General features: G+C 63.9%; 14 protein-coding genes. 12 read left to right on the plus strand and 2 right to left on the minus strand.

From position 1 onward, the window contains the following. Positions 1–6 precede the first annotated feature (6 nt). Entirely contained in the window at positions 7–1,500 is a 1,494-nt protein-coding gene (gene pdxR, locus BG60_RS13365) for a MocR-like pyridoxine biosynthesis transcription factor PdxR (RefSeq protein ID WP_034471872.1), read from the minus strand. A gap of 188 nt (positions 1,501–1,688) precedes the next feature. Here pdxR and BG60_RS13370 point away from each other — a divergent pair, with 188 nt between their 5' ends. The 5 genes from BG60_RS13370 to BG60_RS13390 all read left to right on the plus strand — a co-directional run bounded on the left by BG60_RS13370 (position 1,689) and on the right by BG60_RS13390 (position 6,880). Then, entirely contained in the window at positions 1,689–2,795 is a 1,107-nt protein-coding gene (locus BG60_RS13370; RefSeq protein WP_008353628.1) for an ABC transporter ATP-binding protein, read from the plus strand. A 56-nt stretch (positions 2,796–2,851) separates the two neighbouring features. After that, positions 2,852–3,886 (plus strand): ABC transporter substrate-binding protein, encoded by a 1,035-nt coding sequence (locus tag BG60_RS13375; protein ID WP_008353629.1) that lies wholly within the window; start codon positions 2,852–2,854, stop codon positions 3,884–3,886. Between the two features lie 64 nt (positions 3,887–3,950). After that, positions 3,951–5,222 carry an ABC transporter permease gene (locus tag BG60_RS13380; protein WP_051079071.1) on the plus strand — a complete coding sequence of 424 codons (1,272 nt, stop codon included), beginning with the start codon at positions 3,951–3,953 and terminating at the stop codon, positions 5,220–5,222. Between the two features lie 5 nt (positions 5,223–5,227). Then, positions 5,228–6,064 carry an ABC transporter permease gene (locus BG60_RS13385; protein WP_008353631.1) on the plus strand — a complete coding sequence of 279 codons (837 nt, stop codon included), beginning with the start codon at positions 5,228–5,230 and terminating at the stop codon, positions 6,062–6,064. Positions 6,065–6,412: 348 nt separating this feature from the next. Further along, on the plus strand, positions 6,413–6,880 hold the full coding sequence (locus BG60_RS13390; protein WP_144403834.1) for a DUF3331 domain-containing protein: 468 nt from the start codon (positions 6,413–6,415) through the stop codon (positions 6,878–6,880). Between the two features lie 6 nt (positions 6,881–6,886). On the opposite strand, the gene BG60_RS13395 is transcribed toward BG60_RS13390, so the two are convergent. Continuing rightward, a complete protein-coding gene (locus tag BG60_RS13395; protein ID WP_008353633.1) occupies positions 6,887–7,501 on the minus strand; it encodes an NAD(P)-dependent oxidoreductase in 615 nt (204 codons plus the stop codon). Between the two features lie 153 nt (positions 7,502–7,654). On the opposite strand from BG60_RS13395, the gene BG60_RS13400 reads away from it, so the two are divergent. From BG60_RS13400 to bcsB, 7 genes are all read left to right on the plus strand, one after another. Beyond that, positions 7,655–7,891, plus strand: a complete 237-nt coding sequence (locus BG60_RS13400; protein WP_033537140.1) for a hypothetical protein — start codon at positions 7,655–7,657, stop codon at positions 7,889–7,891. 52 nt (positions 7,892–7,943) lie between these two features. Further along, positions 7,944–8,141, plus strand: a complete 198-nt coding sequence (locus tag BG60_RS13405; protein WP_008353634.1) for a hypothetical protein — start codon at positions 7,944–7,946, stop codon at positions 8,139–8,141. Between the two features lie 576 nt (positions 8,142–8,717). Then, complete coding sequence (gene bcsD, locus BG60_RS13410; RefSeq protein WP_008353636.1) at positions 8,718–9,173, plus strand: cellulose biosynthesis protein BcsD; 456 nt, start codon at positions 8,718–8,720, stop codon at positions 9,171–9,173. Between the two features lie 122 nt (positions 9,174–9,295). Beyond that, positions 9,296–10,030 carry a cellulose biosynthesis protein BcsP gene (gene bcsP, locus BG60_RS13415; RefSeq protein WP_008353637.1) on the plus strand — a complete coding sequence of 245 codons (735 nt, stop codon included), beginning with the start codon at positions 9,296–9,298 and terminating at the stop codon, positions 10,028–10,030. Then, positions 10,027–10,815, plus strand: a complete 789-nt coding sequence (bcsQ, locus tag BG60_RS13420; RefSeq protein WP_008353638.1) for a cellulose biosynthesis protein BcsQ — start codon at positions 10,027–10,029, stop codon at positions 10,813–10,815. The genes bcsP and bcsQ overlap by 4 nt, the downstream gene beginning before the upstream one ends. Then, positions 10,812–13,028, plus strand: coding sequence for a UDP-forming cellulose synthase catalytic subunit (gene bcsA, locus BG60_RS13425; protein WP_033537141.1), 2,217 nt, complete (start codon positions 10,812–10,814; stop codon positions 13,026–13,028). Before bcsQ ends, bcsA begins: the two co-directional genes overlap by 4 nt. Before the next feature lie 2 nt (positions 13,029–13,030). Then, positions 13,031–15,520, plus strand: a complete 2,490-nt coding sequence (bcsB, locus tag BG60_RS13430; protein ID WP_008353640.1) for a cellulose biosynthesis cyclic di-GMP-binding regulatory protein BcsB — start codon at positions 13,031–13,033, stop codon at positions 15,518–15,520.

Here is a 15,520-nt window from a genome sequence, read left to right on the forward strand (position 1 = left end):
ACGGCTTCATGCCTGCGCGACCTGCATGGGCGCCATTGCGTGCTCGATCACATCGGCGAGCTTCGCGAAATTCGGCGCGATGTCATGATTCGGCACGCACGCGTAGCCAAGCATCAAACCGCGCAACGCCTCGTCGCGGTTCATGAAGTAATTGACCAGTGGGCGCGTGACGACGCCGGCCGCCAGCGCATCGGCGGCGACCGCGCGATCGTCGACGAACTGCGGCAGTTCGAGCACGAAATGCAGTCCGGCTTCGTCGCCGCGCACGGCGAGCGTATCGCCGAAACGCGCGCGGATCGCGTTGATCAGCAATTCGCGACGCTCGCCGTACAGTCCGCGCATGCGCCGCACATGCGACGTCAGGTGCCCGTCGAGAATGAACTCGGTCAGCACCGCCTGCTGCATCAGTTGCCCTTCGCGATACAGTTCCGCCACGCCGATGCGAAACGTTTCGACAAGCTCCTCCGGCACGACCATGTAACCCATGCGCAAGCCGGGATAAAGCATCTTGCCGAGACTGCCGACATAGATCACCTGCCCCGCGTCGTCGAGTCCCTGCAACGACGAAAGCGGCCGGCTGCCGTAGCGGAACTCGCTGTCGTAATCGTCCTCGATGATCCACACCTTGTGCTGGCGCGCGAACTCGAGCAGCGCGCGACGCCGCGCGAGACTCATCACCATGCCGAGCGGATATTGATGCGACGGCGTCACGAGCGCGATGCGCGGCGGCTCGGTCATGTCGCGCGCGGCCGGATTGAGCCCTTCCTCGTCGACGGGAATCGGCACGAGCGTCAGCCCCGACGATTGCAGCACGCTGCGCGCGCCCCAGTAGCACGGCTCCTCGACCCACGCGCGATCGCCGAAGTCGGTGAGCAGGCGCACGGCGAGATCGATCGACTGATGAATGCCGGTCGTGATGATGATCTGGTCTGGCTGACACTTCACGGAGCGCGCGACGCGCAAATAATCCGACAACGCACGCCGCAGCGGACGATAGCCGCCGCCCGGCGCATACGTCAGCAGATCGGGGTTCGCGCGCTTCCATAGACGCGCCTGCAAGCGGCTCCATGTGCGTGCCGGAAACTCGGCGACGTCCGGCACGCCGGGCATGAACGCGCCCCACTGTTTCGGCGACACGCCCGCCTGCGCGATCAGGCGCTCGCCGCGCCGCGAGATCGTGCACGACGCCTTCGTTTCCTCGGCTTTCGCTTTCTTCGCGACGCCATCGCGCGGCGCGGTGTCGGCGACATACGTGCCGCTGCCGGTCGTCGAATTCACATAGCCTTCGGCCGTGAGCTGATCGTAGACATGCAGGACGGTATTGCGCGCGATGCCGAGATCGATCGCGAGCGTGCGCGAACTCGGCAACTTCGTGCCCGGCGCGAGCTGGCTCGTGAGAATGGCCTGCTGCATCAGTTCGAGCACTTGCCGGTACATCGGCTCGGCGGCCGTGCGATCGAGCCGCGCGCTCAGCCAGTCGGCCAGGATGATCGTATCCACGGTATCTCCCATCGCATGAAAACCACTATTCCGGTCACCCTCAAGTGGTTCTATTTTGAATATTGAAATGGCTCCACATTGTAGAACCGTGGCGGGCTATAGTTATCGCAGGTAGTGGAAATAATTTCCGCACGTCGGCAGCCGTCCGGCAGTCAGCAACAGGGTTTTTCCGAAGGAGACACGGACAGATGAAATCCGATCAGGTGATCGTCAGTTTTCGCGGCGTTCGAAAGACGTACGACGGCGAAACGCTCGTCGTCAAATCGCTCGATCTCGACATCTATCAGGGCGAATTTCTCACGCTGCTCGGGCCATCCGGCTCGGGCAAGACGACCTGTCTCATGATGCTCGCCGGCTTCGAGTTCCCGACCGGCGGCGAGATCTGGCTCGACGGCAAGTTGCTCAACAAAGTGCCGCCGCACAAGCGCGACATCGGCATGGTGTTTCAGAACTACGCGCTCTTTCCGCATCTTTCGGTGCAGCAGAACGTCGAATATCCGCTGACCGTTCGGAAGATGTCCGCCGAAGAGCGCGCGCATCGCGTGAACAACGCGCTCAAGATGGTTCGCATGGAGAGCTTCGCGAAGCGTTATCCGGCGCAGCTTTCCGGCGGGCAGCAGCAGCGTATCGCGCTCGCCCGCGCGCTCGTGTTCGAACCCAAGCTCGTGCTGATGGACGAACCCCTCGGCGCGCTCGACAAGCAGTTGCGCGAGCACATGCAGATCGAACTCAAGGCGCTGCACGAGAAGCTCGGCGTCACGTTCGTCTACGTCACGCACGATCAGGGCGAAGCGCTCACCATGTCCGACCGCGTCGCCGTATTCGACAAGGGCATCGTGCAGCAGCTCGACACCGTCGATCATCTGTATGAAGCGCCGTGCAACGAGTTCGTCGCGAACTTCATCGGCGACAGTAACCGGCTGCGCGGGACCATCGAACAGATTCAGGGCGAATTCTGCGAGATCCGTTTAGCCGACGGCACGCGCGTGTCCGGGCTCAATGTCGCGAACGCGAAGCCCGGCGCGGAAGCGATTGCGTGCATCCGGCCCGAACGCATGAAGCTCACGGATCTCACGCAAGGCAACGGCCATGCGAACGGCAACATCAACGCGCTGTCCGGCGAAGCGAAAAGCCTCATCTATTTCGGCGACCACGTTCGCATGCGCTGCGGCGTGCGCGAACAGGACGAATGCTTCGTCAAGGTGCCGCTCGGCACGCCCGCGCTCGACGGCTTCACGCCCGGCGCGCCCGTCGCGCTCGAATTCGCGCCCGAGCATCTGCGCGTGTTCGCCTGAACTTCCCAACCGTAGGTCCACTGACAAAACCAAGTCGAAGAAGAGAGGAAACCATCATGAAGAAGTTCGCTTTGTGTTCCATGGCGGCGGCGCTCGCATGCGCGTCGGCGATGTCGGGCGCGGCGGAAATCACCGTCGTCAACTTCGGCGGCGCGAACGGCGACGCGCAGAAAGTCGCGTTCAACCAGCCCTTCGAGCAGTCGTCGAAGAACAAGGTCACGGCCGTCGAATACAACGGCGAGCAGGCCAAGGTCAAGGCGATGGTCGAAGCGAAGCACGTCAACTGGGACGTCGTCGAAGTGGAATCCGGCGATCTCGGCCGCGGCTGCGACGAAGGTCTCTATGAAAAGCTCGACTGGTCGAAGATCGCGAAGAAATCCGATCTCGTGCCCGAATCGCCGCAAACCTGCGGCGTCGGCTTCTTCGTGTGGTCCACCGCGCTCGCCTACAACGGCGACAAGCTGAAGACCGCTCCGGCCGGCTGGGCGGACTTCTGGGACACGAAGAAATTCCCCGGCAAGCGTGGCATGCGCAAGGGCGCGCGCTACAACCTCGAATTCGCGCTGATGGCCGACGGCGTCGCGCCGAAGGACGTCTACAAGGTGCTCGGTACCAAGGCGGGCGCGGATCGCGCATTCAAGAAGCTCGACGAACTCAAGCCGTCGATTCAGTGGTGGGAAGCGGGCGCGCAGCCGCCGCAATTCCTCGTCGCGGGCGATGTCGTGATGTCCACCGCGTACAACGGCCGTATCGACGCTGCGCGCAAGGAAGGCAAGAACCTGAAGGTCGTCTGGAACGGCAGCATCTACGACCTCGACTACTGGGCGATTCCGAAGGGCTCGCCGAACAAGGACGTCGCGCAGCAGTTCATCGCGTATTCGGTGTCGCAGAAGCCGCAGGAAACCTATGCGAAGAACATCGCGTACGGCCCGGTGAACAAGGCCGCGATCGCCGCGCTCGACGCGAAGACCAAGGCCGACATGCCGAACTCGCCTGAGAACGCGAAGAACGCCGTGCTGCAGGACATGGCGTTCTGGACCGATCACGGGGACGAGCTCGAGCAGCGCTTTACCGCGTGGGCGTCGAAGTAAGCACTGGCTGGCGCGACGGTCGCGCGTCGCCAGGAGGCGCGACCGTCAAGAAGGAGACACAAGCGTGAACACCATGACGATCCCCGCGGAAGAATCGCGCGAATCGAGCGCGCGTCTGAAGCGCGAACTGAAGATCGCCGATGCGAAAAAGCGCGCGATGGCGCTCGCGCTGATCGCGCCGCTCGCCATCTTCCTGTTTCTGATTTTCGTCGTGCCGATCGGCGCGCTGCTCACACGCGCCATCGAAAATCCCGAAGTGGCCAATGCGCTGCCGCACACCGGCGCCGCGCTCGCGAAATGGGACCGCAAGACGCCGCCATCCGATGAAGCGTATGCCGCGCTCGCGCAGGATTTGACCGCGATTTCCGAAGGCGAATCGATGGGCGCCCTCGCCCGCCGGCTGAACACCGAGATTCCGGGCTACCGCTCGCTCGTCGCGAAGACCGCGCGCGCGATGCCGCTCACCGGCGACGACGGCAAGCCACTGCCCGCCGCGCAGATCAAGTCGAAGATCGTCGAACTCGACGAGCGCTGGAACGATCCCGCCTATTGGCAGGCGATCGCGAAGAACGCCGGCCGCTATTCGCCGTTCTATGTCCTCGCGTCGCTGGATCACAAGCAGGACGGCTTCGGCAATATCGTCCATGCGGACCCGGATCAATCGATCTATCTGAACGTATTCGGCCGCACGTTCGTGATCGGCGTCGGCGTGACGCTGTTTGCCTTGCTGCTCGGCTATCCGCTCGCGTACTGGATTTCGACGCTGCCCGAACGCCGCGCCAACCTCGTGATGGTGCTCGTGCTGATCCCGTTCTGGACGTCGGTACTGGTGCGTGTCGCCGCGTGGATCGTGCTGCTGCAAAGCGAGGGCCTCGTGAACACGGCGCTGATCGGCGCGGGACTGATCGGCTCGCCGCTCGCGCTGCTGTTCAATCGTGTCGGCGTGTATATCTCGATGACGCATATCCTGCTGCCGTTCATGATCCTGCCGCTCTACAGCGTCATGAAATCCGTGCCGCCGACGTATCAGCGCGCGGCCGTGTCGCTCGGCAGTCATCCGTTCGCCGCGTTCTGGCGCGTGTACGTGCCGCAGACGTATCCGGGCATCGGCGCGGGCGTGCTGCTCGTGTTCATTCTCGCCATCGGCTATTACATCACGCCGGCGCTCCTCGGCGGGCCGAACGATCAGATGGTCAGCTATTACATCGCCTACTTCACCAACGTGACGATCAACTGGGGCATGGCGTGCGCGCTCGGCGCGCTGCTGCTCGCCGCGACGCTGCTGCTCTACGTGGTCTACGGCCGCTTCACGCGCGCGAACGTGAGCCTGGGGTAAAGAAGATGAAACTCGCCAAACCGATGTTCGCGCCGCACACGTCCGCGATCGAGCGCATCTGGTATTTCGCGCTGCGCATCCTGTGCGTGCTGACGCTCCTGTATCTGATCCTGCCTGTGCTTGCAATCGTGCCGCTGTCGTTCTCGTCGAGCACGTTCCTCGTCTATCCGATTCCCGGCTGGTCGATGCGCTGGTATCACAACCTCGTCATGTCGCAGGAATGGCGCATGGCGGCGAAGAACAGCTTCATCGTTGCACCTTCGGCAACGCTCGTCGCGACGATCCTCGGCACGCTCGCCGCGGTCGGACTGACGAAGGCGAATTTCATCGGCAAGAGCGTGCTGATGGCCGTGCTCATCTCGCCGATGATCGTGCCGGTGATCGTCGTCGGCGTCGGCATGTATCTGTTTTTTGCACCGCTCGGCATCGCGAACACGTATTTCGGGCTGATTCTGGCGCACGCGGCGCTCGGCGTGCCCTTCGTCGTGACGACCGTCGGCGCGACGTTGCAGAACTTCAACCACAATCTCGTGCGCGCGAGTCAGTCGCTCGGCGCGAGCCCGCTCAAGACATTCTTCCGCGTGACGCTGCCGGTCATCGCGCCGGGCGTGATTTCGGGCGCGCTGTTCGCGTTCGCCACTTCGTTCGACGAAGTCGTGGTCACGCTCTTTCTCGCCGGCGCCGACCAGACGACGCTGCCACGGCAGATGTTCACCGGCATCCGCGAAAATATCAGCCCGACGATAGCGGCGCTCGCAACGATTCTCATCGTGTTCTCGACGAGCCTGCTGCTCGCGTTGGAGTGGCTGCGAGGCCGCGCGGCGGCGCGCGCCGTCGCGTAAATTGGCCGGTCCGCGACGCGCATCGAGGACTATGCGAAGGGCCCATCCCGCGAGGCTCCGATCGGGGCCTCGCTGTCGCTCTCGCATCCGCGCCAGGTGCTCTTGCCGTACAAATCGCGCAAAACGCTCGCGAACGAGGAAGATTCCGGTCGGTTTTTCGGTCTGCACCGGCCCGCGAGGGAGCTTACGAATCGCTTAAACGCCCGCCCACCAAGGCGCGACGAAGGGTCGCTTGTGTTGCCGCCCGATTATTCGCAGCAACGGGATAGTGTATTCACTGATGCGGTATTTATCGGAATATGCTTAATGACGTACGTTCTAGGTCGAGTCAAAGCCTGGAACAATGCCATGACAGCTTTTACGAAAAGAGCGGACCCGTGGTCACAGACGGTTCACCTGCTCGAGGCGATGCCCACGGATATCGCCCGCACCGCACCTTCCCAGAAATCCGCCCGCGCGGAGAGCGCGTTTCTCGAACGCCTGACGCGCGACTGGAATCGCACGCATCCGCATCATTCGGATGATCGGCTGCCGTTTCCGCAAGCCATCGTGCGCGTGATCGAGCGCCCGAGCAGCGCGACGGCGCTCGTGTACTGGTCCGATCCCGGTACGTGCCACTACGGCTATCAGGGCTGGCGCGCAACCACGGCGACGGCCGAAGGCGTGTGCTCGCTATCGGGAATGCCGATTCATCGCGGGGATCAGGTTTATCGGCCGTCGCAGCGCGATCCGAAGCCGCAAAACGCATCCGCGATGATTCTGGCCGCCGCGATGCCCAAAGACGCCGAGCAAATGGAAGTCGATTTGCACGGCTGACGGCGTTCAATATCCGATGGTGATGCGCTGTTTGATGTGCGATTCGCGTTCGAACTCGTTCAGAAACGCGATCGCGTAATCATCGAACGAAATCCAGCTACGGCCGCTGCCGTCGACGAGCAATTCGTCGACGCCGAGCCGGAATTTCTGCGTCCGCGGACCCGGTACGAATTCCGCCGACGGCGAGATGAACGTCCAGTCGACGTCGCGTTCGCGCCGCAACGCGTCGAGAAATGCCGCGCCCGCCGTAGCTTCCGGTTTGTACGCCGGGGGGAAATCGGGCAAATCGAGCACGCGCTGGCCGGGCGCCGCGTACAGGCTGCCCGCGCCGCCCACGACCAGCAGGCGCCGCACGCCCGCCCGCTTCACCGGCTCCACGATGGCCGGCTCGGAGACCGTGGCGAAGCGCGTCGCGCTGAACACGGCGTCGTGTCCGGCGAGCGCGGCGGCGAGCGCGTCGGCATCGAGGGCATCGACGTTCAGCGGAGTGAGGCCATCGCGCTGCGCGAGCCCGGACGTATCGCGCGCGATCGCCGTGACCGTGTGTCCGCGGCGCAACGATTCTTCCACCAGACGGCTGCCGACATTGCCCGTCGCCCCGATGATCGCGATTCTGCTCATTGCCACTTTCTCCTTTGCATGTGCGGCAGGCGCGCCGGCGTGATCCGACCGCGCGGTTGATGATAGAGCGAAATAACCGGCGCCACAGCCGACGCTTTCGATGGAGTTTGTTTCCGGAGAATACCGATTCGTAGAATCGAATAGCGTGCGGCGATGATTAAAAACTTACCTGATAAACATGGACTCATGCAATTTCCGGGCCGAATTCGCGAGGCGGGCGCAATATCGGCATGCGATCGTCATAATGAAACGGCGCTTTCGGAGGCGCGCCGCACCATTAAACTAGAGGCCCCGCACTCTTTCGAGATGCGCGACAGCGGCGATTACCGGCGCGCCGCCCGCAGCAGTTTCGGAGCGAGTTTCCAAATCGAAGTCGCCAAAATGTCATGACATTGGTTTATATTGCAGTTCCTCGCCGCTCCATTACCGGAAGGAGTTAACCGTGAAGAATCCGCAATTGCAGGGTGCCATCGAAGGACGCGACAATCCGGCAGGCGAAACCGCCTACGAACCGATTCCGGTTCACGCTGTCCCCAAGGAGTCCGCCGACGAACCCGGCTACTCCGATTCGCTGGACATCCCGCTCAATTACGGCATTGTGATGGACGCAGTCAGGGACGCCGTACGCGCGAATCCCTGAACGTTCTAAACGTCATACGAAACGCCCCATTCGGGGCGTTTTTTTTGGCCTTGCGAAACCCTTTGAAGCGGCGTTTCGATTGCCTGTCGGCCGTTGCCTGCGGGAGATAAATGCCCCGCAACGCGTCCGATTGCGTTTAGGCCGTTTAATCAGACAAAACAATGGCTTAGTTCACGCCGTGGCTGCGCCGTTTCGCGAAAAGTCAATCGGTGTGATTCAGAGCCAACGCTCTGATTTTGCTCATTAACGAGATGGTACACTTCCGCCGCCGTTGCGGGCGAGCCCGAATCCGACTTCGGAATAGCGCGCGTCTGTCGATATTTCGTCCATCCTCGCGAGGGCCGAACGCCCGAATTGGGTCGTCTGCTGCGTCCTGATCGCCCGATCCGACAAAAAATCCTCTGCTAGTGTTTCTACTGGCGAAAACAACTGCATTGAAGTAAGTTCAGACGTGTCATAGCGCCTGGACAAACGTCCGGATCCATCGTCGCGGTTCGGCAGTCCCCCGCGAGAACGCAAACAAGTCTGCAGGACCGATCAACCACGCGCGGCGGCTCACGCCCTGCCGAACAAAACATGGCCGCTATTTTCGATTATCTGTTGGACAGTCAGATTTCCAGACAATGGCGCGGCCTTTTGGCAGCGCTCGCGGAGGAGTTCGAAGCGCAGATCGGGCGCAACGAACTGCGTCAACTGATGCACAACGTCGGCAGCCGCTTCGCCGAAGCCCGGCCGCTGCCGCCCTGCGATTCCACGTCGGCGCTCGCCGACGCGCTCAACGCGCTGTGGCACGACACCGACTGGGGCTTCGTCGAGCTCTCCGACGAGCGCGACTATCTGAGCATCGTGCATTTCTGCGCGCCGCTGCCCGCCTTCGGCGAAAGCGCGCTCGCATGGACGCCCGCGTTCCTCGAAGGCGCGTATCAGCGATGGCTTGCCGGGCTCGGCGCACAAGGACTCGCGATCCGTCAGGCTAGCGACTTCGGCGACGACGCGGCCATCGAATTCAGGCTCGCGCGCGTCGCGGCCTGAAGCATCTTCAGCACATTGCGACCGCCGCCTCGACGCGGCGGCATCGACCGCCCCGAACGGGCGGCTAAAAACAGGCAGCACCGGCCAGGCATCAAGAACAGGCACGACGAGGAAGCGGCATCATGAATACTTCGCGCGATATCGAGAAGCTCTTCGATCATTTCGGCGGCAATGCAGGCGACTATCAGGAAATCGGCCGGGAGAAGGAGGCCACGACGGCCCGCACCCGCTGGCCGCTGCTTGCCACGCTCGACTTCGCGCAGCCGGCGATTCCGGAGATCGCGCCGCGCCACGACGTGCAGCCGAACGCCGCGCGGGCGCGCCCGGACGAAGCCGCCGCCCCGCCCGCCGCTCACCATGCCGACAAGCCGACGCCGATCCATCGCGGCAGGCAGCCTCTCTTCACGCGGCCGCATCGCCGCACGATTCCGGCCGTCAATCCGCCGGCGGCGGAGTCGTTGAGCGCGCTGCGCTTTTCGGTGCTCGGCGAATCGGCGCCGGCGCAAACGGAAACGATTCCAGATTCGGCGACCGTGTCCAAGACGAACGCAGCGCCGGTTCATACAATGGTCCCGCCGGTCGAATCGAACGCTACTGAACTCGCGCGCCCCGCCGCCTCGTTCGGAACGGACTTCGCGGCGCGCCGCACGCCTGCGCAAGTCGCGCCGGTGACAGCCGCTGCGCCCGCCGCGCCGCAATCGATCCTCGGCAAGCTCTTCAAGCCGCAAACGCAGAGCGCGCCGAGCGCGTCCGCGAACTCGCTCGACGCCATGTTCGAGCGCCTGCGCCACGCCCGTCCGCAGGGCGACGAATTCACGAACGCGCACGCTCGCGCGAGCCGCCTCTCACGCTCATGAAAGTCATCACGGTAGTTTCCGCGAAAGGCGGTGTCGGGAAGACGACGCTCGCCGCCAATCTGGCGTCGGTGCTCGCCGCGCGCAATCGTCGCGTGATCGTGCTCGATCTCGATCCGCAGAACGCGCTGCGCCTGCACTTCGGCATTCCGCTCGACAGCATCGACGGCATCTCGCGCGCGACGCTCAGCCGCGATCCCTGGCAGACGGTGATGTTCGATGGCGTCGACGGCGTGACCGTGCTGCCTTACGGCGCGGTGACCGAAGACGACCGCCGCCGCTTCGAGGCGCTCGTCGATAGCGATCCGGCGTGGCTCGCGCATGCGCTCGGTTCGCTCGCGCTCGACCCCAACGACATCGTGATCGTCGATACGCCGCCGGGCTCGTCCGTCTACACGCGCACCGCGCTGACGGCGGCGAACTTCGCGCTGAACGTCGTGCTGGCCGATGCCGCGTCCTACGCCGCGATCCCCGGCATGGAGCGCATGATCGACGCCTACGCTGCGCCGCGCGCCGATTTCGCGGGTCAGGGCTACGTCGTGAATCAGGTCGATCAGTCGCGTCAATTGAGCAAGGACGTGCTGAAGGTGCTGCGCAACATGCTCGGCACGAAGCTGTTTCCGGGCGTCATCCATCAGGACGAAGGCGTCTCCGAATCGCTCGCGTGCGACACGACGCTCATCCACTACGATCCGCTGTCGCAAGCCGCCGCCGATTTGCGCGCGTGCGGCGAGTGGCTCCTCTCGGCCGTCGATGCGATGGCCGCTTCGCCGAGGAAGCTCGCATGAGTTCCGCCAAGATCCCGTCGCCCGAGACCGAAGTGAGCGTCGCGACCTCGCGCCTCGAACGTTTCGTCGATGCAGGCATCTGGAGCAGCCGGATCGTCGTGATCCTGCTCACGCTCTTCGCCGCGTTCGCGCTTTACTTCGTCGTCACGGTGCCGCTCGCGTTCGGCCAGCAACTCGCGTTCGCGACGATCTGCTTCGTCTGCGCGCTCGGCTTTCGCCGCCTGCAAGGCCAGTACGCGACGCTCGTGATGATCATGCTGTCGATCGTCGCGTCGGGCCGCTACATGTTCTGGCGGCTCACGGAAACGACTTACTGGGAACGTCCGCTCGACGCCGCCTGGGGCATGTTGCTCGTCGCCGCCGAAGTCTACGCGACCCTCGTGCTCATGCTCGGCTACTTCCAGACCGCGTGGCCGCTGAAGAGAAAGCCCTTGCCGCTGCCGGCCGACCGCAGCCAGTGGCCGACCGTCGACGTATTCATCCCGACGTACAACGAGCCGCTTTCCGTCGTGAAGCCGACGATCTACGCGGCGCTCGCGCTCGACTATCCGTCGGACAAGCTCGCGATCCACGTACTCGACGACGGCCGTCGCCCCGAATTCAAGACGTTCTGCGAGGAAGTGGGCGTCAACTGGACGATCCGCACGCATAACCGTCACGCGAAGGCGGGGAACATCAACGAGGCGCTCAAGATCACGAAGGGCGAATTCCTCGCGATCTTCGATTGCGATCACATCCCGACGCGCTCCTTCCTGCAAATCTGCCTCGGCTGGTTCCTGCGCGACAAGCTGCTGTCGATGCTGCAGACGCCGCACCATTTCTTCTCGCCCGATCCGTTCGAACGCAATCTCGGCACGTTCCGCAAGGTGCCGAACGAAGGCGAACTGTTCTACGGTCTCGTGCAGGACGGCAACGATCTCTGGAACGCGACCTTCTTTTGCGGCTCCTGCGCCGTGCTGCGCCGTTCGATGGTCGAGGAAATCGGCGGCATCGCGGTCGAGACCGTGACCGAAGACGCGCATACGGCGCTCAAGCTGCATCGGCTCGGCTATACGACCGCGTACCTCGCGATTCCGCAGGCCGCCGGTCTTGCCACGGAAAGTCTTTCAGGGCATATCGGGCAGCGCATCCGCTGGGCGCGCGGCATGACGCAGATCTTCCGCATCGACAATCCGCTTACCGGCAAGGGCCTCAAGATCGGCCAGCGGCTGTGTTATCTCAACGGCATGCTGCACTTCTTCTACGGCGTGCCGCGTCTCGTGTTTCTTACCGCGCCGCTGTCGTATCTGTTCTTCGGCGCGCATGTGATCGAAGCGGCGGCGAGCACCATCGCGATCTTCGCGCTGCCGCACATGATGCACGCGAGCATCACCAATTCGCGCATGCAGCGCAGCTTCCGCCATTCGTTCTGGGCCGAAGTGTACGAATCGGTGCTCGCGTCGTACATCACCGCGCCGACGCTGCTCGCCGTCATCAACCCGAAGCTCGGCAAGTTCAACGTGACGGCCAAGGGCGGGCAGATCGCGAAGGATTACTTCGACTGGTCCATCTCGCGGCCGTATCTGTTCCTGCTGCTCCTCAATCTGCTCGGCTTCGTCGCGGGCATCGTGCATATCGCCATCAACTGGCATGTGCGCAGCGAAGTGAACACGACCATCCTCAACCTCTGCTGGACGGTCTACAACATGCTGATTCTCGGCGCATCGGTGGCGGCGGCGAGCGAGCGCAAGCAGGTCCGCGCGACGCATCGCGTCACGATGAAAATGCCCGTCATGCTCAAGTTCTCGACCGGCCGCACGCTCGCCTGCGAGACCATCGATTATTCGGAAGGCGGCGTCGGCGTCGCGTTGCCGAGCAAGATCGAAGTGCCGATGCACGAGCGCGTCACCGTCTCGCTCTTTCGCGGCGACGAGGAATACGCGTTTCCGGCGACGGTCGGCTATACGGAACCCGGACGCGTCGGCCTGCGCTTCTCGCAACTCACGCGCGAGCAGGAATACGACTTCGTGAAGACCACTTTCGCGCGCGCGGACGCCTGGACCGGATGGTCGGAGGGACGCCGTCCGGACACGCCGTTGCGCGGCCTGTCGCATGTGCTGCTCGTCGGCACGCGCGGCATCGCGGGACTGTTCGAGCACTTGTACAGCGACCTTCGAACCTGGATGAACAAGCGCCCGGTCGATGTGAAGAAGCTGAAAACCAAAGACCAATAAAAATGGGCATCGGTATGTCGAAGTTGCGCGTTGAAAAAGAAACGGGCGAGCGCGCGCCGCGTTTTTGCGAACGACCCTTTGCACGCGCGCTGGCCGTCTTCGTGGCCTTGCAGACGGCGTTCGCCGCGCCCTTCGCGTCCATCGCGGCGGCGGCCGAAAGCGCTGCGGCAACCGGCGGCGCGCAGCAGGCGACCGGCGTCGGCGCCGTGCCCGCGCCGAGTCCCGCCGTCGTCTACAACCCGGCGTCGATTCAGCAAGCGCCGCTCGCGATGCCCGTGCCCGCGTTTTCCGGCAAGCCCGAGAAGCCGCTCACGTCGCGCATTCCGACGACCGCCGATCCCGGCACGCTGGTTCCGGGCGGCCGCCGTCAGACGCTGACCTTCGCCGATTACGGCGCGCTCGATCCGCTGCAACTGCGCGGCACCGATGGCCAGAACGGCATCGCGTTTTCGGTGCGCGGCGACGAAGTCGTGACCGGCGCGATCCTGCATCTGATCTATAGCTATTCGCCGTCGCTGTTGCCGTCGATTTCGCAGTTGAAGGTGCTCATCAACGGCGAAGTGGCCGCGACGCTGCCGGTGCCGAAAGAACAGGCCGGCACGCTGGTCGCGCGCGACGTGGCGATCGATCCGCGCTTCATCACCGAGTTCAATCACCTCAACGTGCAGTTGATCGGCCACTACACGCAGCAGTGCGAGGATCCGTCGAACTCGACGCTCTGGGCGACCGTCAGCAACGCGAGTTCGCTCGATCTCACGTATGCGTCGATCGCGAACAAGCCCGATCTCGCCGCGCTGCCGACTCCGTTCTTCGACCGGCGCGACGTGCGCCGCCTCGAACTGCCTTTCGTGTTCGCGGGCAAGCCGAGCCTGCCGACGCTCGAAGCCGCCGGCATGGTCGCGTCGTACTTCGGCTCGCTCGCGGGCTATCGCGGCGCGATCTTTCCGGCGCAGACGGACAACGTGCCGCTGTCGGGCAATGCCGTGGTGTTCGCCATCGGCGATGCGAAGATCGCGGGCGTCGACATTCCTGCTGTCTCCGGTCCGACGATCGCGCTCGTCGAACGCGACGCGAACGCGCGCGGGCGTCTCTTGCTCGTGCTCGGCCGCGACGACAACGAGCTGAAGACCGCCGCGAAGGCCCTTGGCGTCGGACAGAACACGCTGTCCGGCACGAGCGCGACGATCACGCAGTTCAACGACCTTCAGCCGCGCCGCCCGTACGATGCCCCCAACTGGCTGCCGACCGACCGCCCGGTGCGCTTCGGCGAGCTCGCGGAAGCGCGCGACCTGACCGCCTACGGCTACGACGCCGATGCCGTGCGCGTGAATCTGCGCGTGCCGCCCGATCTCTTCATGTGGCAGACGAAGGGCGTGCCCGTCGATCTCGGCTATCGCTACACGGTGCGGCCCGCGCCGGATCGCTCGTCGCTCAATATCAGCGTCAACAATGGCTTCGTGCAGTCGCTGCGCATTCCGGCCGTATCCACATCGACGTTCGATCTCGGTCACTACTTCAGCCGCGTGATGCCGGACAAGACGGTCGCCGCGCGCCGCGAGATTTATCTGCCGCCGCTGCTCATCACGCCGCGCGCGCAACTGCGTCTGCATTTCTATTACGACATCCCGAAGACCGGCGAATGCCAGGGCCGCGTGCTCGATAACGTCGTCGGCGCGGTCGATCCGAATTCGACCATCGATCTCTCCGGTTTCCCGCACTACATGGCGCTGCCCGATCTGGCCGCGTTCGCCAACGGCGGCTTCCCGTTCACGCGCATGGCCGATCTTTCGCAGACGGCGGTCGTGCTGCCGAACGAGCCGAACTCGGCCGACTACAGCTTGTATCTGCTCGAAATGGGCCGCATGGGCGCATCGACGGGTTATCCGGTGACGGGCGTGACGGTCACGAGCGCGAACGACGTCGACCGCTTCGCCGACAAGGATCTGCTGATACTCGGTTCGCCCGGACGCCAGCCGCTGCTGCAACGCTGGGCGAAGCAGATGCCCTTTTCCGGCGACGGCGACGCGCGCACGTTCCAGCTTTCCGATGTCGCGTTCAAGCTCGTCGACTGGTGGCATGGCGAGCAAGGCCCGGAACGCTCGCCCGCACGCGCGGATTTGTCGCTCGTCAGCTCGAACGGCGATGCGCTTCTGACCGGCTTCGAATCGCCGCTCAAGAGCGGGCGCAGCGCGGTGGCGCTCATCAGCGCGGCGGGCCAGTCCGACGCCGATCTTTCCGCGGCGCTGCTCGACAACGACCTGCTGCCGTCGATTCAAGGCGCGATGGCCGTGATCCACGGCCGCACGGTGACGGTCACGTCGAACGGCGAGGCGTACTACGTCGGCCATCTTTCGCCGATGCACTACATGCGCTGGGCGCTGTCGTCGCATCCGATTCTGCTGGTGCTCGCCGGCGTGCTCGCCGCGCTCATCATCGCGGCCCTGTTCTACCGTACGCTGCGCTCGATCGCCGCGCGGCGCCTGAGGGACTGA

It is taken from the genome of Caballeronia zhejiangensis (genome assembly GCF_000698575.1).
GTDB classification, from domain to species: domain Bacteria; phylum Pseudomonadota; class Gammaproteobacteria; order Burkholderiales; family Burkholderiaceae; genus Caballeronia; species Caballeronia zhejiangensis.

Coding starts and splice junctions, on each gene's coding strand:
- BG60_RS13370 (WP_008353628.1), top strand. CDS start 1,689: ATGAAATCCGATCAGGTGATCGTCAGTTTTCGCGGCGTTCGAAAGACG.
- BG60_RS13375 (WP_008353629.1), top strand. CDS start 2,852: ATGAAGAAGTTCGCTTTGTGTTCCATGGCGGCGGCGCTCGCATGCGCG.
- BG60_RS13385 (WP_008353631.1), top strand. CDS start 5,228: ATGAAACTCGCCAAACCGATGTTCGCGCCGCACACGTCCGCGATCGAG.
- BG60_RS13390 (WP_144403834.1), top strand. CDS start 6,413: ATGACAGCTTTTACGAAAAGAGCGGACCCGTGGTCACAGACGGTTCAC.
- BG60_RS13395 (WP_008353633.1), bottom strand. CDS start 7,501: ATGAGCAGAATCGCGATCATCGGGGCGACGGGCAATGTCGGCAGCCGT.
- BG60_RS13400 (WP_033537140.1), top strand. CDS start 7,655: ATGATTAAAAACTTACCTGATAAACATGGACTCATGCAATTTCCGGGC.
- bcsD (WP_008353636.1), top strand. CDS start 8,718: ATGGCCGCTATTTTCGATTATCTGTTGGACAGTCAGATTTCCAGACAA.
- bcsP (WP_008353637.1), top strand. CDS start 9,296: ATGAATACTTCGCGCGATATCGAGAAGCTCTTCGATCATTTCGGCGGC.
- bcsQ (WP_008353638.1), top strand. CDS start 10,027: ATGAAAGTCATCACGGTAGTTTCCGCGAAAGGCGGTGTCGGGAAGACG.
- bcsA (WP_033537141.1), top strand. CDS start 10,812: ATGAGTTCCGCCAAGATCCCGTCGCCCGAGACCGAAGTGAGCGTCGCG.
- bcsB (WP_008353640.1), top strand. CDS start 13,031: ATGGGCATCGGTATGTCGAAGTTGCGCGTTGAAAAAGAAACGGGCGAG.